Below are 24,256 nucleotides of genomic sequence, written 5' to 3'. Positions count from 1 at the left end.
GGGACTAGCAATACATCCAGGTGTTCAGTGGTTGCCATCGGATTACTGACTGTAGCCGCTCTGGGCTACATGTATGCCGACAGCCTGGTGTTCTTATTGGCCCAGTGGGGAACTGAGGACTACAGTCATGGAATGTTTGTCCCAGTCATTAGCGCGGTGCTGGCATGGCAGCGACGGCACCATTATGCGTGGAGCGACCTGTCCCCATCTTGGTGGGGGCCGGTGATCGTTTTCGCAGGAATTCTCCTCTATCTCGTCGGCAACTTAGCAGCTCTCTATGTATTTCTGCACTTCTCGCTCTGGTTGATCCTTGTTGGTCTGGCCCTCTCATTTCTCGGAACCAGGATAGTACGGGAGCTGCTCTTTCCCTTGGCCTATCTTCTCACGAGCGTTCCGCTGCCCGTCTTTTTCCACAACGCGCTATCGAGTCTCTTACAGCTCTGGTCCTCAGCCCTAGGCGTAGGCGTGCTTCACGCCATCGGAGTCACGGCATTTCGCGAAGGGAATGTCATCGACCTTGGCCCGGTGCAATTACAGGTCGCCGAAGCGTGCAGCGGCATCCGGTATCTTTTCCCCCTCACCGCGCTGGCGCTTCTCTGTGCGCACCTGTACCGCGACCGCTTGTGGAAACGCATCGTGCTCGTCGTATCGGCTGTTCCGGTGTCGATCTTCATCAATGGATTACGTATCGGCATCGTAGGTGTGCTCGTAGAGTGGTATGGACCACAGGCAGCGGAGGGATTCCTGCACCTTTTTGAAGGCTGGATCCTGTTCCTCGCCACCCTTGCCATCCTGGTGCTCGAAATGTGGATCTTGTCGAACCTCCATCCTCTGCCCGGGTCGACAACGTTGTCCGATCGGTTCTCCTGGGCCATTGCTCCTGAATCGGCTCCATCCATAACGGTCACGCCGGGCATGTCACCGAGGAGCCAGCCCAGACTGCCTGCCTATATCGGGAGCCTGGCGCTGATTCTTCCCGTTGCGGTCCTGTTCCCGTCGATCGAACGCCAAGAGATCGTCCCGGATCGTTCGGCGTTTGTGGATTTCTCCATGCGCATTGGGCAGTGGCAGGGAAACCCGCAGCCGGTGGAGCCTCAAATCATCTCGGCCTTACGCTTCGACGATTACCTGCTGGCCGACTATGCATCGCCGGGAGGAGGGCTGCTCACGCTGTATATGGCCTACTACCAATCGCAACGAAAGGGCCAATCCGCTCATTCCCCGCAAAGCTGCATTCCCGGCGGTGGGTGGGAAATCACGTCCAAGCGAACGGTGGATCTGCCGATGGGGAGACTCACCGAACCGGTCAATCGCGTACTCATCCAAAAAGATCGGCAGAAGCAGCTGGTGCTCTACTGGTTTAAGCAGCGTGATCGGATGCTCTCGAACGAGTACCTGGTGAAACTGTATTTGGTGTGGGACGCCATGACCAGACAACGGAGCGACGGGGCCCTGATTCGACTGTCCGCCGCCGTCGACCCCGGTGAGGACGAGCAAGCGGTCGAGCAGCGATTGTTGCAATTTGCGCAAACCATTCAACCTCAACTGCATCGGTATATTCCGGACTGAGCATGACCAGTGCGGTCTTTTTCAGCTTTATTACCTCGCTGTTCATCTGCATGGCGTTGATCCCGCCGTTGCAGGCAAATGCCGGGCGTTGGCGGTTTATGGATCTTCCCGGCGAGAGAAAGGTCCATGCGAATCCAATCCCCCGGATCGGCGGGATTGCATTCGGCTTCGCGGCACTCCTATCCATTTTCTTTTGGGTGCCGCAGGATCCGGTCATTCCGACGGTGTTGGTGAGCGTGTCGATCCTCCTGGCGTTCGGCATATGGGATGACCGTGTCAATCTGAACTACCGCACCAAACTCGTCGGACAGTTGCTGGCTGTCCTGGTGGTGATCGGCATCGGCCATATTCATTTCGAACAGATCCCGTTTTTCTATGAAGAGGAAGTGCCGCTTTGGCTGGCGGTACCCCTGACCCTGATCTTTCTTGTCGGGGCCTCGAACGCGGTCAACCTCTCCGACGGCCTCGACGGTCTAGCAGGAGGTCTAGCCTTTCTGAGTTTTGCCGGCATTGCCTATCTAGCCTATCTGTCGCACGAGACCACCGTGTTGGTGCTGGCAGCGGGATTCTTAGGCGGCTTACTGGGATTTTTGAGGTACAACACCTATCCGGCCAGGATTTTCATGGGCGACGCGGGAAGCCAATTGCTCGGGTTCTCGATGGGAGTCCTCGTACTCCTCATGAGTGACCCTGCGCGCGCCCCCTTTCCTGTGACTGTCGGACTGCTGGTGCTGGGCTTGCCGTTTCTGGATACGCTTGCGGTCATGGGGCAGCGGCTTGCGAAGGGCCGCTCGCCCTTCATCGGCGACCGGAACCATGTCCACCACAAGTTGCTGGCTCTCGGACTCTCGCACCATGAAGCCGTCATCGTGATCTATGGGATCCAGGCGGTGATGGTGGGCCTCGCGTATCTTCTGCGCTGGCAATCCGATGCCCTGATTTTCACCATGTATGGCGCATTTGCCACGGCCATGTTCGCCCTGTTCGTCGCGGCCGAGCGGGGAGGCCTTCTGCTATCGGAAACGTCGAAGGGCCGAGTGCTCTCCGATACCAAATTGGCCCGTGCCGGGATATGGCTCAGCGACATGGCGCCGCGGTTTCTCGCGGTCGTGGTGCCGTTGTTCTTGATCGCGAGCGTGTTCTTGCCGGGACATGTCCCGATGGATGTCGGGTACGCGGCCTTCAGCCTGTTCGCCGTGGTCTTGGGAGGTCTGTGGTTCATGCCCGAATACCGCTCCCATTTTGTTCGGGGTGGGCTGTATGTGGGCAGTGCCTTTCTCATGTATATGGGCGAGCAATCGGGGATGTCCGACATCTGGCCCATCTATGTCACGCACAATACACTCTTGGCCCTGATTGCCCTTCTCGTGCTGTTGAGTATGCGCTTCAGTCGTGGTAATCGATTCCAGACAACCCCGTTGGATTACCTGATGGTCTTTTTTGCCTTGATCGTGCCGCTCCTGCCGGAAATGCGCGCCGACATGCCGACCCTGAGCATTCTGGCGGCCAAACTCATTGTGTTGTATTTTTCATTCGAACTGTTGCTCCATACGTTTACCGATCGAGTCAAGCAACTGGGTCTGGTCTCGTTGTGGATTCTGCTCGGGTTAGGAGTCCGTGCATGGCTGTAGGGGGCGACATGAAAGCGTGGTGCTACATCATCCTGCTGACGACGGGACTCCTCGCGTGCGGCGGCCCGCAGGAGCGTAAGGCCCAATATCGCGCCAAGGCGCAGGGTTACATCCAGGCCGGAAACTTTCCGAAGGCCCGGGTGGCCTTGCGAAACGTTTTGAAGATCGATCCCAAGGACGCGGACGCGTTTTTTCTCGTGGCCCAGGTCGAAGAAAAAGAAAAAAATTGGCGTAATGCCGTCGCTAACTACCAACAGGTCGTCGAGCTCGTGCCGGATCATAAGGAGGCGCTGATTGTCCTGGCCAAGTACTATCTCGAAGCCAAGCTGGGGGATGAGGTGGTGCGTGCGACCGACAAGGTGCTCGCCACACGTCCGCACGACCCTCAGGCGCAGGCCTTGAAGATCGCCCTGCTGGCGCAGCAGGGCCAGGTGAACCAGGCGATGGTGCGGGCGGAGCAGCTGAGCAAACAACATCCGACCGAGCCGGATGTCGCCATTCTGCTGGCCACGCTCTACGGTCAGACGCATCGTGTGGCTGAGGCCAAGGCGACCTTGCAACGTGCGCTCGGAACACATCCGCATCACCTGGACCTCCTCCAAAATCTCAAGACCATCCTCGCTGAAGCTCACGACGACAAGGGCACGGAACAGGTGTTACGCCAGATCATTCAGGAGGAGCCGACGGTCTATGACCATCGGTTGAAATTGGCCCGTTTTTTCGATCAGCTGCACGCGACCGATCAAGCCGAAGCCGCGCTGCGCGAGGCGCTCACGATCTTTCCAGAGAACGACCAGGTTTGGTTGGCCTTGGCCGACTTTCTGAAGATGCGCCGGGGAATGGAGGCCGCGAAGCTCGCACTGCGGCAAGCCGCAAAACAGTTGCCCTATTCCACACAGATCCCCTTCGCCCTCGCCGCGCTGTATGAGTCTCATCAGGATTTCGCAGAAGCAAAGCTGGTCTATGAAGCCCTGGCGAAGGACTACGAGAACAAGCCCGCCGGGTTGGATGCGCAGGTCAAACTCGCGCAACTCGATTTCGCTGGAGGTCAGAGGGCAGAAGCGGAACGCCGCCTAAACGACGTGTTGCAGGTAAATCCTCGCTCCTCCGAAGGGTTGATCCTTCAGGGCAAGATGGCCCTGATCGCAAAAAGCGGAAAGAATGCGGTGCAGGCCTTCCGGACCGTGCTTCGCGATCAGCCGGAACTCGCCCATGTGCAGCATCTGCTCGGCCAGGCCTACCTCATAACGGGTGAGGCTCAACTTGCGCGCGAGAGTTTTGAACGCGCGATAGCCCTCCAACCTGCTGCCGTGGAATCGGGCCTCGCTTTAGCGACAATAGAGAATCAATCAGGACAAGCGCCGCGAGCCCGGGCCCGTTTGCTGGAAATTCTGAAGACCCATCCGGATTACCCTCCGGCTCTCGAGCGGCTCTTTGCTATGGACCTTGCTACCGGTGAATGGTCCCATGCCAAGACGGTCCTGGAACCTCTGCGCCGGACGATGGGCGATACCCCGGTTCTTCTGATGGCCGAGGGTCGACTCTACGAAACCCAGAAGGACTATACCAAGGCTGCCACCGCCTTCGAGCGAGCGGCATCCATGGCGCCCTCCGCCGCGGACCCCCTCATGGCACTTGTTCGACTCGATTTTTCTCAGAAACAACCGGAACGTGCACGCCGGCGCCTGGAAGCAATCGTGGCGACAGACCCTGCTCATCCTTATGCCCGAGGGTTGCTGGCAGAGGTGTGGTCGATCCTTGGCCGGCGAGATGTTGCGGCGACACATTATCGGGAGGCTACCAGGCTCAATCCTACCTGGGTAACTCCTTGGCTCAATTGGGCGAGCCTGCTCCAGGCGCAGCAGCCCGATCTCGCGATCCAAATTCTCAAGGAAGCACTTACCGCAAATGCGTCCAGTGAGGAATTACATATGTCGCTCGCTTCGATGCTGGCCGATCGAGGGCTTGTTGACGAAGCCATAGCGTCTTACGAGACGGTGTTGCGCATGAATCCGCGCAATATCCTCTCTGCCAATAACCTGGCGACGTTACTGGCCGACCACAAGCAGGATCCGCCTCATTTGGAGCGCGCGTTTCTGCTGAGTCGGGACTTTGAAAAAGAGGCGCCTCACCCCCTGTTCCTCGATACCGTAGGGTGGGTTCGCTTGAGAATGGGGCACATGGAGGAGGCACTCCGGCTCATTAAACAGGCAGTCTCCAAGGCCCCAGAGCTTCCGACGCTGAATTATCACCTGGGCGCGGCCCTGTATCAGTCGGGCCGGAATGGTGAAGCCAAGGTGTATCTCGCAAAAGCGCTCAAGAGCACAGAACCATTTCAAGGGCGACGTGAAGCGCAACAGCTGCTCGCCCGGGCAAACGGATAGGAGTCGTACATCATGCAGTCCGGTTGTAAGCTCGTTCAGAACATCACCTGGGGAATGCTCATCGGCATGTTCGTGATTGCGACAGCGGGTTGTCAGTCCATCGATCAGCGCGGCACCGCTCATGAGGCTCCCAATTCGGACCTCGGATACCAGCTCGGCCCCGAAGATGTCCTGCTCATTTCCGTCTGGAAAGATGAACACCTGACCCGGGAGGTCGTCGTCAGGCCGGACGGGTTGATTTCCTTTCCCCTGGTCGGGGATGTGCCAGCCGAAGGTCGAACGGTGGAGGAGCTACGATTAGATCTCGCCAAACGGCTGATGAAATATATTCCTGCCGTGAATCTCACGGTCGCCGTGATCAAGCCATTGAGCTACAAGGTCTATGTCGTCGGTCGTGTTGCGAAGCCCGGCGAATTCCTGGTCGGCCACTATACCGATGTCCTCCAAGCCCTGAGCCTTGCCGGTGGATTGACCCCCTTTGCAGCGGAAAACGACATTAAGGTCGTGCGCCGGGTGATGGGGCAACAGCAGGCCTTCCCGTTCCGGTACGGCGATGTCCGGAAGGGGCTCGATCTGGAGCAGAATATTATCTTGCAGCGCGGCGACGTCGTGATGGTGCCGTAGCTCGTGAAGGCATCACTGTTTTACAGCCGGGGGGGGAGATGCTGGTGTTGGCGGGCGCAGACGAGAGTTCTCTGTCTGCGGCTCATCGCCATCCTCGCATGTTGGAGTGCAACAGGCCTGGCTGCCGAATGGTCACTTGTGCCTTCGATGAGTACCAAGGCCTATTACAACGACAACCTATTACTGACTCCGCTGCCACACGATTCGACCTACGGGTATTGGATCTCGCCAACGGTCGAATTTTCCGGGAAGACAGAACGGCTAGAGGTAAGCGGCAGGGCGGCGTTGGACTTCGTGGATTATTACGGAGGTGAGCCCAACCGGTTCACAAATGTGTTTTTGCCGTTGACGCTGAAGTATCGAACTGAGCGGGACCAATGGGGATTCACCGGGGGATTTACCAGAGACAATACGTTGATGGGGGAATTGTTGACAACCGGCGTGGTCTTGCGCTTTACCCAGCGAAATCTCTGGAATCTTGATCCTTCGTGGACAAGGGTTATAAACGAAAAATTGTCCTTCCAAAGCTCGTTTCAATTCAACGATGCTACCTATCAGGATGGGCTGAGACTTGGTTTGGTCGACTATCAAGTCTTTGGTGGATCTGCAGGGCTGCTTTATCACGCATCGGAACGGTCCGATCTGCAGCTAACGGGAACCTATACGAACTTCCATACGTCCAATGCTCCATTCAGTTTGCGTGCGAGCTATCCTGGGATAGTGTTAAATGTAACCCATGCATTCACAGAACAGCTCAGAGCGAACGCTTATGGGGGACCGCGTTTCATCAGCTCCGCTACAGGATTACAAGGAGGGTCTGAGCGCACACGCGACACTATTTGGATCTATGGAGCCAGCCTCACCCAGCAATTCGAGAAGGCCAGTATCCAGTTCCGCCTGACTCGCGAGATTTTCCCCAGTGGATTTGGGCTGTTATTGCAGACAAATCGCGTTGGTGCGTTGACCTCGTACAATGCCTCGGAATCCGTTAGCGTTTCACTGGACGCAGCGGCATTTATCGTATCCGGAGCCACTACTCAGGGAACGGGAATTAAGATTTCTGACCAACGGTTCTTCTATCTGACACCGAAACTCGCTTGGCATTTTGCAGAATGGTGGAAGGTCGAAGCTTCCTATAGCTACTACTGGCGAGACGTCGCTACATTTCAAGATCCAGCCATGTCTAATATGCTCATGTTCATATTGACCTACTATCCACCGAAACTGGCTGTTTCTAATTAACGACGATATTACAAAGGACCTGTTATGTCGATTCCTCAAGAAACCTCCGCACTGAATACGACGCCGAACCTTCATGAGTTCTTGAATATTTTCCATCGCCGCCGCACCCTCATTCTTCTTGTGATGATGTGTTTCGTGGGTCTTAGCACGACCGCAGCCATAGTATGGTCTCCCACATTCAAATCGACGGCTACCATTTTGATTGAAGAACAAGAAGTGCCTGCTGAGTTGGTTCATAGCACGATCACCAGTTACGCCGACCAGCGGATTGAAATGATCAAACAACAGGTCATGAGTCGTCCAAGCCTCTGGAAAGTAGTTGAGCAATACGATCTGTACCCAGAAATGCGAAAAGAAAGCCCGACGGAAGGAATCATCAAACGGTTCATCAAGGATATCGAAGTCGAAGTTATCAATGCCGATGTCATCGACAAACGGACTCAGCATGCCACCAAGGCGACGATTGCTTTCACCGTCTCCTACAATAGTCGAACGGCTGAAACGGCGCAGCGGGTGGCGAATGAACTGACCAGCCTGTTTCTCGGCGAGAATCTCAAGAGCCGCGAACGCCAAGCACAAGAAACCACTACCTTTCTGAAACAAGAGGCGGAAAGCCTCGCGGCGCATATCGAAGAGGTGGAGGCCAAACTGGCCACGTTCAAGCAACGCGCGGCCGGTGCCTTGCCCGAGTTAATGCCGCTGAATCTCCAAATGATGAACCAGTCGGATCGTGAGCTGATGGACCTCGATCAACAGATCCGCAGCCTTGAGGAGCGGAAGTCGTATCTCGACGGGGAATTGGCAACCATTAAGCCGAATACACCCATCCTGTCCGTCACCGGAGAACGTATCCTCGATAGTGTGGAGCGGTTACGTGGACTCCGGGCGGAATATCCCGGAGTGGCCGCGAATCTGTCGTCGGACCATCCGGACGTGATTAAGATGAAACAGGAAATCTCTGCGCTGGAGCGGGAAACCGGGGCAAATCCGGAGACTGAAGAGGTCGCAAAACAATTGATCGATGCCCGGGCCAGGCAGGCCACACTTGCCGACCGCCTCGGAGAGAACCACCCCGATGTGTTACAGACCCAACGCACGATCGTGGCGCTGGAACGGGAACTCCGTCGGATCGGCACGGGTGCCGGCAACAAGCCGATGCAGCGTCCGGAAAATCCCGCCTACATCAACATTCAGGCGCAACTCAATTCGGTGAATTCATCTCTGCAAGCATTGAAAACCAGCCGTACGACCGTCAAACAACGACTTCAGGATTATGCCAAACGCATCGAGCGGACTCCGGTGCTGGAACCGGACTATCTGACGCTCGCGCGCGACCGCGACACCTCGTCCCAAAAATATCAGGACATTCGCTCGCGACTCCTGGAGGCCAAGGTGTCGGAAGGCCTCGAAGTGCAACGGAAAGGCGAGCGGTTCTCGCTCATCGATCCACCGGGTTTGCCGGAGAGTCCCGAAAAGCCGAATCGGAAAGCCATCGTCTTGCTGGGGGTCATTCTTGCCATGGCAGGTGGCGCCGGAGCCGCTGCCTTGGCCGAACATCTCGACCATTCCATTCGCACGCCGGAGCAATTGGTGCGAGTCACCCAGGCCTTTCCCTTGGCGGTGATTCCGTACATGCCGAACAAGGCCGATGTAGGCCGTGCGCTGAGACGCCGGGGCAGAATCAGAATGGCCGGGTTGGGAGCCGTAGCTGTTCTCCTCCTGCTCTGTCATCTGTTTTGGACCCCATTGGATGTCATATGGTTCGCAACCTTGAGAAAATTCGGCGTCGAATGACCGTAGTCATCTCCTAACGTGAGATCGTTGCACCGGTCTGCCGGTATGGAAAGGGGTCACCATGGAATGGTTTCAAGCGGCGCTCGATCGCTATAAACAACAGCAGCACCACAGTCCTCCCAGATCCGGGCCGAGTCGGACCCAGCCCATCCGGGCGGTACCGGCGACTATCGTGTATACCCACACACGCTCGGTTCAGATCCCCGAACCGGTGCTGCGGGAACAGCGCATTCTGGCGGGATTCGAAGGAGGGCCGTTCGTCGATTCCTTCAAGATCCTGCGTACCCAGGTGTTGCACCGGGTGAGAGAAAAGGGATGGAACGTCATCGGCGTCACCAGCCCCGGCGAGCGGGAAGGCAAAACCTTCACGGCCGTGAACCTGGCGGCCAGCCTGGCCATGGATGTGACGCAATCCGTGCTGCTGGTCGACGCCAATCTCCGGCACCCCAGCGTGCATGAGATGTTCGATCTGGGCGACTGCCAGGGATTGGCCGACTATCTATTGGACGATGTGCCGATCGAACAATTGCTGGTCCATCCCGGCATCGGACGATTCGTGCTCTTGCCCGGCGGACGGACTGTGGCCCATTCGGCGGAAGCCCTGACCTCTCCCAAGATGGTGGCGCTGGTCGACGAGTTTAAACATCGCTATCAATCGCGTATGATCCTGTTCGACCTCCCCCCGATCTTGCAGACGTCGGATGTCCTGGCGTTTTCGCCCTATCTCGATGCCATGCTCGTGGTGATTGAAGAAGGACGCACAAAAGCGGAAGATGTGGAACGGGCCTTAGCGCTGATCAAGCAGTCGACGCCGGTGCTGGGAACGGTGGTCAACAAGGTAGGCCACTCGACGACCACGCCCGCACGCATGAAACGGATGATATAGGCCATTCATGTATAAACGCTTCTACCGCCTCCACAGCAAACCGTTTTCGCTGCTGCCGGACAGTGAGTTTCTCTATCTCGGCTCCACGCACCGCACCGCCTACAGTCTGTTGGAGTACGGCCTCCTCACCGAAGCCCCGTTCATGGTGCTGACCGGCGATCCCGGCACGGGCAAGACGTCGCTGCTGCACAAGTTGATCGGGGACAATCGCGACCTCTACTCCATCGGCTTCCTGACCAATGCCCGTTACGATGTGGACTATCTGCTGCCGTGGATCCTGCTGGCCCTTGGGCTCAATACGAAACAACTCGACCCGGTCGAGGCACAGCATCTGTTCGCGAAGTTTCTGGCGGAGGAAGCGCTTCGGAAGCGCCGCGTGGTGCTCATCATGGATGAGGCGCAGAACCTGGGCGTGAAGCTCCTGGAAGAGTTGCGACTCCTCTCCAATTTGAATCGAGAGAAATCGCTGCAACTGCAGATCATTCTGTCCGGCCAACCGGACCTCCAGACCCTGCTCCGGCGAGTAGACATGACGCAATTTGCGCAACGTGTCGTGGTGGACTACCACATCCAACCCTTCACGGAAGAGGAGGTGGTCCAGTACATCCATCACCGCATCCAGTTGTCCGGTGGAACCAGCCCACTCTTCAGTCCTCAGGCCTGCGCACTGACGTATCGATTGAGCCAGGGGAATCCGCGCCTGATCAATCAGGTCTGCGAGATGGCGCTGACCTACGGCTTCGCCCAGCAGGCTCCGCGCATCACGGCCAAACTGCTGGCGCAGGCCGCGCTCGACCGGAGAAAAAATCGCATTCTTCCGCTGTCCGAGCTTGAGGATCTGGCCGGCATCGCGGCGGGCGAGGGGGAAGCGGCGCCGGAGCGGCCGGAGCAATTCACCCAACCGTTCGCAGCAGCTGCGGCACGACCAGCCTACAGCGATGCAGAGGAACCCGAGGCCGCGGACACTGCCTATCAGCAGGGGATGGCACTCCGAAAGTCCCAGAAGTTTATCGCAGCCATCGCCCGGTTCCAGCAAGCGGCGCAAGATCCCGCCTATCATGTGCGGGCCTTCGGTCAGATCGGGCTCTGTTACCGCGCGCTCGGTCAGGTGCCTCAGGCCGTGGCCGCCTTTCGAAAAGCCTGTGCCGACTACGACGCCCCTCATCAACAGACACTGAGTGTCCGCTACCTGTTGGGTCGCACCCTGGAACAACTGGGTGACAAGCCCGAGGCTTTGGAACAGTACCGGCTGATTTTTCGCACGGACCGCACTTTCAAGGATACGGCCGCCAGACTCTCCAACCTTGAAGACGATCGGACTGCCGATCGGGGCCAGACCCGCGGCGAGTCCTGGGGATTCGGCCTGGCCTGGAAACAGATGCGCCAGCTATTGAAGGGGGAGCGCTAAGATCTGATCCTGTCCAATCGCACCGTCCCGAGTCCATGAAACAGATCCTTCAACATAATCGATCCGCCACGATCCAGGTCGCGGACGTGCCTCCGCCCGCGCTGCGCGGAAGCGGCCTGCTGGTCCTCAATCAAGCTTCGCTCATCAGCCCAGGCACCGAAAAATCGACCGTCCACAGCGCCCAACAATCACTCATGAGCAGGGCCATGGAGCGCCCGGAAAAAGTCAAAAAGGTATTGGCTTCGATCCAGAAGGATGGACTCACCCAGACCCTGTCGCGCGTGTTCGACAAGCTGGATGCCCCGGTGGCGCTGGGCTACAGCTGCGCGGGTACCGTCGTGGAGGTGGCCCAGGATGCAGGCGGCTTCACGATCGGCGACCGCGTGGCCTGCGCGGGACAAAACTATGCGTCTCACGCCGAAATGGTCTACGTCCCGAAACATCTCTGCGTGAAGATTCCCGATGCCGTCGATTTCGAGGATGCCTCGTTTGTCACACTCGGCGCGATCGCCCTCCAGGGCATCCGCCAGGCGGAGCCGAGGCTGGGCGACCGCATCGCGGTGATCGGTCTTGGGCTGCTGGGCCAACTGACGGTGCAATTGCTGAAAGCCTCCGGCTGCCGCGTGCTGGGAACTGACCTCGATCCTTCCAAACTGGAATTGACGCGCCAATTCGGCGCGGACCTGGCCGTCGAGTCCGGTTCGCTGCTTGATGCTTCGGCGACCTTTTCCGACGGCCATGGCGTGGATGCCGTGATCATTACGGCCAGCACCACAGACAACGGCCCCATCGAAATGGCCGGCGCAATCGCCCGCAAGAAGGGGCGGGTGGTGGTGGTCGGTGCGGTCGGCATGAATGTGCCGCGAGAACCCTATTACAAGAAAGAACTCGACCTGCGCCTCTCCATGTCGTACGGCCCGGGGCGGTACGACAGCCGGTATGAGGAACAGGGGCAAGACTATCCCTTTGCCTATGTCCGCTGGACGGAACAACGCAACATGCAGGCCTTTCTCGAACTGGTGGCGGATCGCAAGGTCCTCCTGAAGCCCTTGATCACCCATCGGTTCCCGATCGAACAGGCAGAATCGGCCTACTCGTTAATGATGGAGGGGAAGGCGCCGTACATCGCCATGGTCATTACCTATCCTTCCGACCGCGCGCGCTCCTTGCCGCGTACCATCGCCGTGGGGAAGGGGCAGGCCGGTCGAGCCGTGACGATGGGGATCATCGGCGCGGGCAACCATGTGAAGGATATGCTGCTGCCGCCGCTGCAGGCATTGAACCGCGTCGCGATTCGCGGCATCTGCACCGCCTCAGGGATCAGCGCGAAGACCCTTGCCGGAAAAATCGACGCGGCGTTTTGTACCAGCGACGCCCAGTCGATCCTGGACGACCAGGCGATCAACTGCGTGCTGATCGGCACGCGCCATGACAGCCATGCATCCCTCGTGGTCAGGTCGCTGTTGGCGGACAAACACGTGTTTGTCGAGAAGCCGCTCTGTCTCACCGAGGACGAGCTGCAGGAGATTCGCGCGACGTATGAGAAAAAGTCGGTCGATGGGGTTCGGTTGATGGTGGGATTCAATCGACGGTTTTCGCCCCACGCGAAAGAGGCGCGAAACTTTTTCGCCTCGCGGACGAACCCGCTCGTGATGCTCTACCGCGTCAATGCCGGGCGCATCCCCCCGGACCACTGGGTACAAGATCCTCACGTGGGAGGCGGACGCATCGTCGGCGAAGTCTGCCATTTTGTGGACTATATGCTGTCGCTGTGCGGCGCGCTCCCGACGTCCGTCTGTGCCGGCCGGGTCGGGCGCCACAGTTCCGGCCTTACGGACGATCAGTGCAGTGTCACGCTGACCTTCAGCGACGGATCGATCGGCACGATCGTCTATACCGCCGAGGGTAATTCCGCACTTCCCAAGGAACGATTTGAAGCGCACGCCGACGGCACATCCCTTGTGATGGATGACTTCATGGAGACATCCCTGTACGAAGGTTCCCACCGCCGCAACTTCAAGACACCGAAGCGAGACAAGGGATTTACCGAGGAAATGACCCGGCTCATCCAGTCGATCGAGCAGGGTGGACCGGCGGTGATCCCGTTCGAGCAGATCGAGGCCGTCACCCGCGCCTGCCTCCTGGCCGTCAGGAGCCTCCAGACCGGTGCGACGTACCATCTCTAGCCCGGCGGGGCTTTTCTCGTTCTGCCTCCTCCATCTCGGGGGTCAGATCTTGCATTAACACATCAGCGGTTGCGCGGCGGGGGAGGGACGGTTGGAGGCTGGAGGAAGGGCGTTGGAGGTCAGAGGAGAGATCATGAAGACGGGAGAGGCTCCTAAATTCTGACCTGCCTCACGCCTCTTGCCTCACACGTCCCACCGCACGCACTCAGGATGCATGAAGGTACTGGGTCCAATCGAGGGTCTGCAATCGGAAAATCGCTTTCATCGCCTCGAAGTCGGTATCGCAGTGAACGTAACCTGGTGCTTCATCGCGATCGTGGCAATCAGACAATCCGCTGCCGAGGGAGACACCCCGTGTCTTCTGAGACGCCCAGCCAAGTCCCACACAGTGTCCCACCACTCCGGGTTGAGCGAGAGCCGGGGCACCGGCGAAAACCACTTGAGAAGACTGGAGGGCTGCTCGGACTTGACCAGTCCCGTCACCAGTTCAAGAAGAATCCACTCGGCGACGGTCGTCTGTCCATTGACGATCAAGGGTTTGAGTCTGGCTTGAATCTCGGCATTCCCCGTCGGACGAAGTGCATGGATCCAGACGGAGGTGTCAACGAGATACATGGGAGGGCCGTTTGTGCCGCTGAGAGCGGAGCTGGACAGGCGTCAGATCGAGAGGGATCGTGCCCAGCGCATTAGCCAATTTTTCTAACTGGCTGTGCTGAATGACGGTGCACAAGCTCGCCTCCACCGTGCCTTTAATCGTATCTGTGCCCAGCGTCTTCTGGGCTTGTCGCAAAAGCTGCTGATCGATCTCAATCGTGGTTTTCATGATCTCGTCCCCCGTACTTGGGCTATCGAATGCCCATATCATAACCTTCATTCATATGGGTGTCACTTGAACAAGTTCCCATATTGCCATCAGTGACCACAGTGCGTCCGTTGGAGGACAGAGGTTGGAGGCGGCGGGAGGAGAAAGGTTGGAGGGGGGACGGCTGGAGGTTGGAGGCTGGAGGCCGATGGCTGACGGCGCATGAGCAGGGCAGCGGCGTGAAGAGAGGTTGAGATTTCGACGAAAACCGATCAGCAACCAATCTCGTCTTCCCGGAAGAAATCGCGTTGCATTTTTGTGCAGATCGGTCTATACAAGCAACCTATGAACGCCGAGCAGATGGAAGAGATCAAGCGTCATTTTGGCGTGGTGGCCGAAGCACTCAGGAGCGATATCCGCCACATAGCCGAGGGGCACGCCACTATTCGGCACGAGTTGCAAGAACACCGTGAGGAGATTCGTGACGAGTTCAAAGAAATGCGGGCACTCCTGCGGCTCTCATTTTCTCAGCTCGACCAACGCGTCCACACCCTCGAAACGGATATCTCCGCCTTGAAAGCCCGCATGGACCGCCTCGAATCCAGCCGGGCCTAATTCCCACCGACACCATTCAGTCCAGCTTGAGCGCTTGAGGGTCTTGCAATCACACATCAAGCAGTTTCGCGGCGGGGGAGGACGATGGCATATCAAGATGGGGTCGGGCATGACGAGTGACTTTTTCGCAAACCAGGTCTTGCAACTGTCTCGTGATCCCACTCGATGTCGCGCACTCGGCACAAGCGGCAGACACTATGTTCTGACGCACTTCGATCGACAGGTTTTGGCGAGGAAGCTGACCGATGTCATGCAGCACGTTACGAGCAACGGTTGAGCGGGAGAGGAATGTTGGGCGAAGAACACGGCGTCAGGAACCATTGACTTGGTTGCGGTGAGCCACGCCGCATCTGGCGACGCAATTGTGTGTCCGCCCCTAGGTTCATCCGGCTGGTGCTTCGTCGGCAAATGTTCAGCGTTCCCATGACCTCATTAGCCCAAGATCGACCTGACTCGAACGGTATGCCGATCCTAATGAAAAAGCTGCTTAGGAGCTTACGGGTTATGCCGTGCGAGACCGTGGAGTGCCGTCCGGCTATTCGTAGACCTCGCGCCGGTGCGCAATTCGCACGATGCTCACCAGCTTCACGGTTTCATCGATGAGGTACACCACACGCCAGTCCCCGATCCGAATCCGCCACATGTCCTTGTACCCCTTCAACTTTTACACCCTGCGGGTCGTGGAACATCGGCTAAGGATTCAAGTTCACGAACCACCCGAGCGAGCACGAGATCCGGCAATGCATCGAGCTCTTTTCGCGCAGAAAACTTGACCTCAACGGAGTACTTACCCACGCAGACGTCCCAGTTTGATCAGGTCAGCTTTGACCTTTTGAAGCGGAATGCCCTTTTCGTTGCGGCGAGATTCCCCGCTCAACCCATCCCAAAAGTCTTCTAAGATGGCTCCGTACTTTTTGAGGTCGATTTGCACAGCAATTTTGTGCCCCTTCTCATCCGTGACGAACTGAATTCCAGTCATAGCATTCGCTCCTTTACTGAAGTTCCCGACGATATTCTATCCGTATTCACCACCCCCAGCAATCCTCTCGTGAGGGGCTGTAGCTAGCACATCATCTGTCCGCTTTTTGTAGCACGTGATCTGTCCGGTTTAGGGTGCGCCCTCAAGGAGGGCCACATGACACGGGCGACAGTCCTACAGGAGGTGAGACGGATGCGATTTGAAGAGCTGTACGAGCGGCGACAACGGCGGGAACTCACGATGGTGGAAGCCGCCGAGATCTTGGGGGTGACCGAGCGGACGTTTCGCCGCTGGAGTACCCGCTATGAAGCGAACGGCGTAGCGGGATTGGAAGATCAGCGGCTGGGCCGAGCTTCAGCCCGTGCGAGCCCGGTGGATGAAGCGCTGCAGATGGTGACGCTGTATGAGAGTCGGTATACCGGCTGGACGGTCAAACATTTCCACGAGCACTGGCAAGCAAACCATGGTGGGACCCGCTCCTACACCTGGACAAAGCAGCAGTTGCAGGCCAACGGTCACGTGGCCCATGCGCCCCGGCGTGGCGCGCATCGCAAGAAGCGGCCGCGCAAGCCCTTGCCGGGGATGATGCTCCAGCAAGATGGCTCGACCCATGAATGGGTGCCGGGCTGCCAGTGGGATCTGATCGTGACGTTGGATGATGCGACGAATGAGCTCTACTCGGCCTTCTTCGTCGAGGAAGAAGGGACGATGAGCAGCTTCCACGGTCTGCGGGAGGTCATTGAAGCGAAGGGACTGTTCAGTTCCCTGTATGTCGATTGCGGCTCGCACTATTGGTACACCGCGGAGGCGGGTGGCAAGGTGGACAAGACGCGGCTGACGCAGGTGCATCGGGCCTTGCGGCAATTGGGCATCACACTGATTGCCGCCTATTCGCCGGAAGCGCGGGGCCGGTCGGAGCGCGCCTTCTGCACGTTGCAAGATCGGCTGCCCAAAGAACTGGCGTTCGCCGGAATCACAGACAGGGCGGCAGCCAATGAGTGGCTCCGTACCCGATTCGTCCCGGCCTACAACCAGCGGTTTGCGGTTCCTGCCGCAGAACCCGGCACCGCGTTTGTGCCCTGGGTGGGAGTCAGTCTGGCCGATGTGCTGTGTGTGCAGGAGGACCGCGTCGTCGCCAACGACAATACCGTGCGGTATCAAGGCCGGAGTCTCCAAATTCCGCCCGACTCGCATCGCTTCCATTATGTGAAGGCCACGGTACGGGTCCACGAGTATCCGGATGGGACCGTAGCGGTGTTCCATGGTCCCCGGTGCTTGGTGCGCTATGACGCGGAGGGCCAGCTGATCAAATCCGAGGTTGCGTCTTGGCACCAGAAGGACCCGACCGTTCGGTCACGCGACCGCCCGATCATCAATCCTCGGGTAACTGTGCACGCAAGAATCTCGGCGCGCGGGTGAAAACCAGGGAGGGGAACATACCGGACAGATCCTGTACTACATAAACCGGACAACTTAACTTGCTATCTCCATCCTCTCGTAAGGGAGGGCCCGGTTCTATCTATGGCTGTGTTTTAGGAGTATCTCTTGGGGTCGGGTCTTGTATTAACACATGAACCGGGTTTCTCGGCGGGGGAGGACGATGGCATATCAAGATGGGGTCGGGCATGACGAGTGACCTTTTCGCAAACCAGGGCTTGCAACTGTCTCGTGATCCCACTCCATGTCGCGCACTCGGCACAAGCGGCAGACACTATGTTCTGACGCACTTCGACCGCCAGGTTTTGGCGAGGAAGCTGACCGATGCCATGCTGTAGGTCGCGAGCAACGGTTGCGCTGGTTTGAGGGTGGAGGCGGGAAGAGAGGCTGAGGTTAGAGGCGAGAAGGGGCAACCTGTCTGGGGTGATATTCTTGGCCCAGTCTCCTCTCCGGAGGAATGGGAAGCCTTTCGCCCGTGAAGCTTCTGCTCGATACCCGCATCCTTCTCTGGAGCGTGCTTGAGCCTGACAAGCTTTCGATGGAAGTGAAAGCCGAGCCGGAACACGCGCACATGCTCCAACAGTGGGATGAGTTTGAGCGGAGAAGGAAGAATGGGTCACTATCACAATGTGGAAAAGGTTGTGGTGGAGGAGGGGCGATTGCGTCTTGGCGTGGATGGGAGAACACTTTCCTTTCCACTCGCTGAATTGTCTGATCGGCTCGCGGCATCGACACCGGAACAGCAGCACGTATTTGAGGTGAGTCCATCGGGATACGGCATTCATTGGCCGCTCATCGACGAGGATCTCTCGATCGACGGATTGCTGGGTGCTCGGCACAAACCGAGCAAAAAAGCTTGCGCATAACACGGTGATCCACCCCACAGACAAGGTCACACTCTGCGAAGAAGACGGTACCAATGCTTGAGTTGGCTACGGTGAACGGAAACGGGCATCGTGCCCATGTGTGACTCAGGCGGTGAAGGGGGTGATGAGATCGCTACTGAGAGGGAGTTGTGATTCGGCTTCTTGACGAACCCCTCGTGAATAGTCGGGGCTCACAGGATGCGAATCAGGTCCGCCGGCGGCGTTCTCCACATCCGTGAAGCGTGAATCGTGAAACAGATCTCGTCAGGCCCCCCCGACAGAGCTATCGCGAGCGACGAACGATGGCATTCAAGTTTCATCCGGCCCCAGCCGATGAATGGCTAGGGGAGTGCCGTCGTGAGCCTTGAAGTCATCGAAATCGTCGAGGACGACCAGAGTCAGGCGAGGCTGTTGGATCAGATACTCCGTCAGGCCTCGTTTCGCACGAACGTCGCCTTCGACGGTCCGTCCGGCATCCAGGATGTCTGGCGCATCAAACCGTCGTTGGTCATGGTCGATGACAATCTGCCGGGTCTGACGGGCCGTGAGATGTGCACGCGCTTGCGGCAGGATCCGTCCACCAGGAACATCCCCATCATCGTCTTGTCGGGATTTTCGTCGGAAGAACGCCGCGCCGAAGCCTTCGACTGCGGAGCCGACGACTACATCGCCAAGCCCTACACGGCTACTGAATTACTCGCCCGCGTGCGGGCCATTCTCCGTCGTGCCCGCCACACGCCGGCCCAGGAAGACGATCTTGCCGAGGATCTCGAACTGGTGGAGACCCTGTACGTCGCGGTCTATCGCGAGAAGAAGCTGACCCTATCGGCGCAGGAGTGGAAATCCTTACGCCGGCTGGCGAGCACACCGGGAATGGCGGTGCCACGCGAAGAACTGAACGCGCTGCTCTGGGGCGACGATCCTCTGCTGCACCACAGTGAGCTGGATCGGTGCATCGAACAACTCAACCACAAGCTGAGCGATGGCTCGACCGCGCCCGCCTGCATTAAGGTCGTGTCGGGAGGGTTCCGGTTGACCGCACCGGATTCGTAAGAGGCCTCCGGCCCGCCAGGCACTCGCCGCTACGATGGGCACCATAGTTTGTTGGTACTAAGCGCACGGCGTAACCACGAGAGATCGGCCGGTGCGGCCTTGGCCCGCTTTCGCGCTTTCTTCCAATCGTTCCTGATCCGACCCTGCACCATCGTACTCAACCGTTTCCCCCAGCGACGAAAATCGGCCAACTCTTCATAGGTGCCTAACAGCCCTTGCAGGCGGACGAGCTTTTTTTGCAATGCCCGATGTTCGTCGGTCGGCGGTTCGAACCATTCCCCCTGATACCGAACGGTCTTGAGCCTGAGTCGCAAGGCGTGGAGGCGCTTGCGTGTGGGTGAATCCCGCGCCGCCTCGACCAGCCGCCGCAACCGGCGTTGGTGGTCATGCCGTACCGCATCGAGCCGTTCGAGCAACCACGCGTCCGATTTTGTCGACGACGGGAACGGCAGTTCCCTCACGGCCTGCGCGATCGTCTCGTAGGCCCCGGCCTGCCGGAGTTTCCGCACCTGTTTGTGAATCCTGGCATCTACGAGGGCCAGGTCGGCCTGGGATGCGTCGATCGTGACCAGGTATTGCCCGAAAACGTGCAGCGCGCGCAGTTTGCTGAGACGCCCCACGCAATGCGCCATCAGACGGGCGTTGTCGGCATCGCCATAGAGCTCCAGCAATGCTTGAATTCTTCGCATGTGCGTGCGCAGGGCATGGACCACCTCAGGCGGCGCGTCCTCGTCGAGCAATCGGGCCATCAGCTGCAGCACGGTGGCCTGATAGGCGAGGGCTGTCTGATTCAGCTGTTGAGTACGGGATGTTCTTCCGGTATGAATGGGCGAATCAGGGCGCTTCATCTGCTGTCCTTCTGTCAGGATGCGGAATGCGTCCGTCGGCGGCGTGCTCGCTATCCGTGAGACGTAACATCTGAAGCGTGTCTCGTCAGGATCCTCAACCGGGTTCTCACGAGAGACGAACGACGGCTTATGAGGACAGCCTTTTTGCGCATCCTGTAGCACGTAACGACCGCGAGGGAGCACTTCCTATGGACTGCCTATTCTTCCGACATGGCATTGCCGTCGAACGCGAAGACTGGACAGGAGCGGAACGGCGCAGGCCTCTCACGGAGAAGGGGAGAGGCCGGACCAGACAGTCCGGGAAGGGGCTGCTGGCGATGCGACTCGTGCCGACACATATTCTTTCAAGTCCGCTGACGCGCGCCCGGCAAACGGCGACCATTCTTCAAGCATTGCTTGAGCAATCTATCCCGATTCGTATCACGGCGACACTGGAGCCCGAGGCCGACCCGCAGGCCCTCTGTTCCCTTCTCACGACGCTACCCTCCGATGCCGTGGTGTGGTGCATCGGCCACGAACCGCATCTCAGCGCGACGGCCGGCCTGCTGCTGACGGGCGCCTCCTGCCCTGGACTTTCGCTCAAGAAGGCCGGGGCCTGCCTCATCCATGTCGAGACACACGCGCGTCCGGGAACGGGACGACTCAGCTGGTGGCTCACCGCCTCACAGTTACGCGCTCTGGCATGATCCCGGCCTGCGGAAGCAAACCCTGCTTGTCCGATAACCTCGAACCCGGCAGGTGAACATGGCGGCAGCGGAAGAATCGGAACGGCGAAACGGCGAGGTGCGGGCAGGGGACCTGAATCCCGAATCAGGTGCCGTTGTCATCCTGATTCGCCGTCACAAACTCGACCGGCCGTTTGAATACCTTCTCAAAGAGATCGCTCCGCCCGCGTGCCGCCCACAGCTCCAGTTCGGCGTCTCCGGATGCCTGCACAGCGATCACCACGGGTTTCCCGAGCTTGACCTCCACCTGCTGCACGACGGAGAACTGGCTGCGATCCAACCCATCGGCAATCCGTAACAGGGCGGAGAGCACATTGATGACCTGCTGGCTACTGCCGGGGAGCGCGTCGAATTCGTCGTGTTTCCGGCTGGGAACCGACCGGCGATGGTAACGGGCGATGTTCGCCACCAACTCGATTTCCTCGGCGGTGAACCCGGAGAGATCGCTGTTCTTGATCAGATAGTAGGCATGTTTGTGATGTTGCCGCGAATTGATCAGATATCCGATGTCGTGCAGGATCGCCGAGAACTCCAGCCATTCCCGTTCGCGCGGCCCGAAGCCGTGCAGCGGCTTGGTCTGATCGAAGAGCTGTAGCGCCAATCCCGCCACATGCAGGGCATGGGTTTCGGAGACATGGCACCGATGCGCCAGCGCGAGGATGTTTCGTTTACGCACATCGGGAATGTCCCGCTCGGCCTTGATGCTTTCGTGATGCCGTTGGATGAAGTCGTAAATAATCCCTTCCCGGATCGCCTTGTCGCAAATCGTCAACTCCGACTTCTCGAGTAATTCGAGCAGAATCCGGAACACGATCGTCGCGGGCAGCAACGTATCCACACGTTTGGGATCCAAGCCGGGAATGGCCAGCCGGGTTTTCAGTGTGGCGCCGGCCAGGCGCTTTTCCATCGCCGCAATTTCTTTCTCGGTCACGTGGGCGAGATTGAGCTGGGGCAGCGGGCGTCCGGTGCGCTGCAGATGGATGACTTCGGCCAGATTGCCGGCCATGCCCGAGGTCGCGATGATCTGTTCGACGCGTTTGGTTTTGTACGGGCCCAATCCTGTCTTCAATTGAGCGGTGACGGCCTCCTCCAACTCCCGGAGCATGCCCTTCGAGGGAGGCGTCTTCGTCAAATAGAGGTCCTTCAGCCGGATCGCGCCCAGCTTGAGGCTCCTCGCCTGAAAGACCGTTTCCCGATCGCCGACGATGACTTCGACCGATCCGCCCCCGATATCGATGACCAACGTCGGCTTTTCGGGGAGGGCGACACTGTTCTGCACGCCGAGAAAAATCAGCCGGGCTTCTTCCGCGCCGGTAATGACGCGCACGACCAGGCCGGTTTGTTGCGCCACATGATCGAGGAACTCGCCGCCGTTGCGCGCCTCGCGCACCGCGCTGGTCGCCACCGCTTCGATCTGTTCGTACCCCTTGTTGCGAGCCAGGTTGACGAGCGTGCGGATCACCTCCAGGCCTCGCATCATGGCCTGATCGGACAAGCGCCGCGAGGTGAAGACGCCGTCGCCCAATCTCGTCATGTCTTTGAACCGATCGAGAATCTTATAGGAGTAGTCCGGCTGGACCTCCGCTAAGACCATATGGATGGAGTTGGTGCCGATATCGAGGACGGCCAGTTTGGGCATCTAGTAGCTCGCGGAAGGGGCCACGTGACGGATGTTTTTTCCCTCGACCATGTAGACCACCAGTTCGGCGATGTTGGTCGCGTGATCGGCAATGCGTTCCAGCGACTTCGCGACGAAGGTGAGACGGATCGCGCGGGTGATGGTTCGAGTGTCTTCCAGCATAAAGGAGAGGAGTTCTCGAAACAACTGTTCGTTCACGTCATCGACGAAATCGTCGTCCGTGCAGACCTTTCTGGCCAGCACCGGATCGGAATTGACGAAGGCATCCAGACATTCCTTGACCATCCGCATCGTCCAGTTCGCCATGCGCGGGATATCGATGTAGGGCTTCAGTTGCGGCTCGACATTCAGCTCCAACGCCCGCTGGGCGATATTGTCGGCCAGGTCGCCCATGCGCTCCAGCTCGGAAGAAATCTTCATACCCGTGGTCACGAATCGAAGATCGCGCGCCGTGGGCTGCTGCAGCGCCAACAGTTGGATGCACAACTCGTCGATCTCGACATCCAACGCATTCACGTCGTGATCCTGCTTGATCACATCGACGGCCAGGTCGGAGTCCCGGTCCACCAGGGCCTGGAGCGCCTGTTGAATTTGCGATTCCACGAGGCCGCCCATGCGGAGCAGTTGCTGTTTCAGATGCGCGAGGTCTTGGTCGAAATGTCGTTGCATGGTCCGGTGGCCTCCACGATTTACCCGAATCGGCCGGTGATGTAATCTTCCGTGCGCTTATCCCGCGGCGTGGTGAAAATAGTTTTGGTATCGCCGAATTCGACCAGTTCGCCCATGAGGAAAAACCCGCACTGATCGGAGACCCGCGCCGCCTGTTGCATATTGTGCGTGACGATCGCGACCGTATACGTATTCTTCAAGGTATAGATCAACTCTTCGATTTTCCCGGTGGCGATGGGATCCAGCGCCGAACAGGGTTCGTCCATCAGGATGACTTCCGGCCGCACCGCCAGCGCGCGGGCGATACACAGCCGTTGCTGCTGCCCGCCCGAGAGGCCCAGCGCGCTCTGTTGCAGCCGATCCTTCACTTCATCCCACAACCCCGCGCCCTGCAAACTATGCTGCACCAGTTCATCCAGCGACCGTTTGTCTTTGGTGCCGTGCAACCGCGGGCCATAGGCGACATTGTCGTAGATGGATTTGGGGAACGGATTCGACTTTTGAAAGACCATCCCCACACGTTTCCGAAGATCGGTCACGTTGATCGACGGATCGTAGATATCGAGGCCGTCCAACTCGACCCGACCCGTGTGCCGCGCGCCCTCCACCAGATCGTTCATGCGATTCAAACAGCGCAGCAGAGTGGACTTCCCGCATCCCGAGGGACCGATGAACGCCGTCACGGAATGACTCCGGATGGTCAATCCCACGCGAAACAGCGACTGTCGATGTCCGTAATAGAAATCCAGTTCGCGGACCGAGATCTTGGCGCTCACGGAAGAGGCCAGTCCTGCCTGTGGCCGGGCCGGCCGCAATTGCCCCGTCGGCGGGCGGACCGTCACCATCGGCGCCGTCGCGACCATTTTGCCGGGTTGAACATCCATGAACACTCCTCTCTC

22 protein-coding genes are annotated in these 24,256 nt (G+C 58.5%); 14 read left to right on the top strand and 8 right to left on the bottom strand.

Features of this window, described 5'->3' with window-relative positions:
* The first annotated feature begins 27 nt into the window (after positions 1-27).
* The 9 genes from xrtD (at position 28) to KJA79_RS17205 (ending at position 13,724) form a co-directional block, all read left to right on the top strand.
* Positions 28-1,569 (top strand): VPLPA-CTERM-specific exosortase XrtD, encoded by a 1,542-nt coding sequence (xrtD, locus tag KJA79_RS17245; RefSeq protein WP_213043297.1) that lies wholly within the window; start codon positions 28-30, stop codon positions 1,567-1,569.
* Positions 1,570-1,571: 2 nt separating this feature from the next.
* Complete coding sequence (locus tag KJA79_RS17240) at positions 1,572-3,200, top strand: glycosyltransferase family 4 protein (RefSeq protein WP_213043296.1); 1,629 nt, start codon at positions 1,572-1,574, stop codon at positions 3,198-3,200.
* Positions 3,191-5,584 carry a tetratricopeptide repeat protein gene (locus KJA79_RS17235; protein ID WP_213043295.1) on the top strand — a complete coding sequence of 798 codons (2,394 nt, stop codon included), beginning with the start codon at positions 3,191-3,193 and terminating at the stop codon, positions 5,582-5,584. The genes KJA79_RS17240 and KJA79_RS17235 overlap by 10 nt, the downstream gene beginning before the upstream one ends.
* 12 nt (positions 5,585-5,596) lie before the next feature.
* On the top strand, positions 5,597-6,208 hold the full coding sequence (locus KJA79_RS17230; protein WP_213043294.1) for a polysaccharide biosynthesis/export family protein: 612 nt from the start codon (positions 5,597-5,599) through the stop codon (positions 6,206-6,208).
* 147 nt (positions 6,209-6,355) lie between these two features.
* Positions 6,356-7,450 (top strand): hypothetical protein, encoded by a 1,095-nt coding sequence (locus KJA79_RS17225; protein ID WP_213043293.1) that lies wholly within the window; start codon positions 6,356-6,358, stop codon positions 7,448-7,450.
* Between the two features lie 24 nt (positions 7,451-7,474).
* Positions 7,475-9,244: a GumC family protein gene (locus tag KJA79_RS17220; RefSeq protein WP_213043292.1), complete on the top strand. Its 1,770-nt coding sequence runs from the start codon at positions 7,475-7,477 to the stop codon at positions 9,242-9,244.
* Between the two features lie 61 nt (positions 9,245-9,305).
* Positions 9,306-10,130 carry a CpsD/CapB family tyrosine-protein kinase gene (locus KJA79_RS17215; protein WP_213043291.1) on the top strand — a complete coding sequence of 275 codons (825 nt, stop codon included), beginning with the start codon at positions 9,306-9,308 and terminating at the stop codon, positions 10,128-10,130.
* A gap of 7 nt (positions 10,131-10,137) precedes the next feature.
* Complete coding sequence (locus KJA79_RS17210; RefSeq protein ID WP_213043290.1) at positions 10,138-11,538, top strand: AAA family ATPase; 1,401 nt, start codon at positions 10,138-10,140, stop codon at positions 11,536-11,538.
* A gap of 35 nt (positions 11,539-11,573) precedes the next feature.
* The gene (locus tag KJA79_RS17205; RefSeq protein WP_213043289.1) at positions 11,574-13,724 is read left to right on the top strand and encodes a bi-domain-containing oxidoreductase; all 2,151 of its coding nucleotides are present in this window, start codon (positions 11,574-11,576) and stop codon (positions 13,722-13,724) included.
* A 261-nt stretch (positions 13,725-13,985) separates the two neighbouring features.
* On the opposite strand, the gene KJA79_RS17200 is transcribed toward KJA79_RS17205, so the two are convergent.
* Together KJA79_RS17200 and KJA79_RS17195 are read right to left on the bottom strand one after the other, a co-directional pair.
* The gene (locus KJA79_RS17200) at positions 13,986-14,339 is read right to left on the bottom strand and encodes a PIN domain-containing protein (RefSeq protein ID WP_213043288.1); all 354 of its coding nucleotides are present in this window, start codon (positions 14,337-14,339) and stop codon (positions 13,986-13,988) included.
* Positions 14,326-14,547, bottom strand: coding sequence for a type II toxin-antitoxin system VapB family antitoxin (locus tag KJA79_RS17195; protein WP_213043287.1), 222 nt, complete (start codon positions 14,545-14,547; stop codon positions 14,326-14,328). Before KJA79_RS17195 ends, KJA79_RS17200 begins: the two co-directional genes overlap by 14 nt.
* A gap of 324 nt (positions 14,548-14,871) precedes the next feature.
* Here KJA79_RS17195 and KJA79_RS17190 point away from each other — a divergent pair, with 324 nt between their 5' ends.
* The gene (locus tag KJA79_RS17190; protein ID WP_213043286.1) at positions 14,872-15,141 is read left to right on the top strand and encodes a hypothetical protein; all 270 of its coding nucleotides are present in this window, start codon (positions 14,872-14,874) and stop codon (positions 15,139-15,141) included.
* Between the two features lie 535 nt (positions 15,142-15,676).
* On the opposite strand, the gene KJA79_RS17185 is transcribed toward KJA79_RS17190, so the two are convergent.
* Complete coding sequence (locus tag KJA79_RS17185) at positions 15,677-15,784, bottom strand: type II toxin-antitoxin system RelE family toxin (RefSeq protein ID WP_213043285.1); 108 nt, start codon at positions 15,782-15,784, stop codon at positions 15,677-15,679.
* Positions 15,785-15,928: 144 nt separating this feature from the next.
* On the bottom strand, positions 15,929-16,120 hold the full coding sequence (locus KJA79_RS17180; protein WP_213043284.1) for a hypothetical protein: 192 nt from the start codon (positions 16,118-16,120) through the stop codon (positions 15,929-15,931).
* Positions 16,121-16,276: 156 nt separating this feature from the next.
* Here KJA79_RS17180 and KJA79_RS17175 point away from each other — a divergent pair, with 156 nt between their 5' ends.
* The 3 genes from KJA79_RS17175 (at position 16,277) to KJA79_RS17165 (ending at position 19,476) form a co-directional block, all read left to right on the top strand.
* Entirely contained in the window at positions 16,277-17,539 is a 1,263-nt protein-coding gene (locus KJA79_RS17175; protein WP_213043283.1) for an ISNCY family transposase, read from the top strand.
* Positions 17,540-18,168: 629 nt separating this feature from the next.
* Positions 18,169-18,423 carry a DUF2442 domain-containing protein gene (locus KJA79_RS17170; protein WP_213043282.1) on the top strand — a complete coding sequence of 85 codons (255 nt, stop codon included), beginning with the start codon at positions 18,169-18,171 and terminating at the stop codon, positions 18,421-18,423.
* 357 nt (positions 18,424-18,780) lie between these two features.
* Positions 18,781-19,476, top strand: a complete 696-nt coding sequence (locus KJA79_RS17165) for a response regulator transcription factor (RefSeq protein WP_213043281.1) — start codon at positions 18,781-18,783, stop codon at positions 19,474-19,476.
* A 29-nt stretch (positions 19,477-19,505) separates the two neighbouring features.
* Here KJA79_RS17165 and KJA79_RS17160 read toward each other — a convergent pair whose 3' ends face one another.
* Positions 19,506-20,324 (bottom strand): CHAD domain-containing protein, encoded by an 819-nt coding sequence (locus KJA79_RS17160; protein ID WP_213043280.1) that lies wholly within the window; start codon positions 20,322-20,324, stop codon positions 19,506-19,508.
* A gap of 188 nt (positions 20,325-20,512) precedes the next feature.
* On the opposite strand from KJA79_RS17160, the gene KJA79_RS17155 reads away from it, so the two are divergent.
* A complete protein-coding gene (locus tag KJA79_RS17155) occupies positions 20,513-21,010 on the top strand; it encodes a SixA phosphatase family protein (RefSeq protein ID WP_213043279.1) in 498 nt (165 codons plus the stop codon).
* Positions 21,011-21,134: 124 nt separating this feature from the next.
* Here KJA79_RS17155 and KJA79_RS17150 read toward each other — a convergent pair whose 3' ends face one another.
* From KJA79_RS17150 to pstB, 3 genes are read right to left on the bottom strand one after another with little or no spacing between them, the layout of a single operon-like run.
* A complete protein-coding gene (locus KJA79_RS17150) occupies positions 21,135-22,688 on the bottom strand; it encodes a Ppx/GppA phosphatase family protein (protein WP_213043278.1) in 1,554 nt (517 codons plus the stop codon).
* Complete coding sequence (gene phoU, locus KJA79_RS17145; protein WP_213043277.1) at positions 22,689-23,357, bottom strand: phosphate signaling complex protein PhoU; 669 nt, start codon at positions 23,355-23,357, stop codon at positions 22,689-22,691.
* A gap of 20 nt (positions 23,358-23,377) precedes the next feature.
* Positions 23,378-24,241 carry a phosphate ABC transporter ATP-binding protein PstB gene (pstB, locus tag KJA79_RS17140; protein ID WP_343224263.1) on the bottom strand — a complete coding sequence of 288 codons (864 nt, stop codon included), beginning with the start codon at positions 24,239-24,241 and terminating at the stop codon, positions 23,378-23,380.
* Positions 24,242-24,256: the final 15 nt, after the last annotated feature.

It is taken from the genome of Nitrospira defluvii, assembly GCF_905220995.1.
Classification (GTDB): Bacteria; Nitrospirota; Nitrospiria; order Nitrospirales; family Nitrospiraceae; genus Nitrospira_A; species Nitrospira_A defluvii_C.
This window is presented reverse-complemented; position numbering and strand designations above follow the sequence as displayed.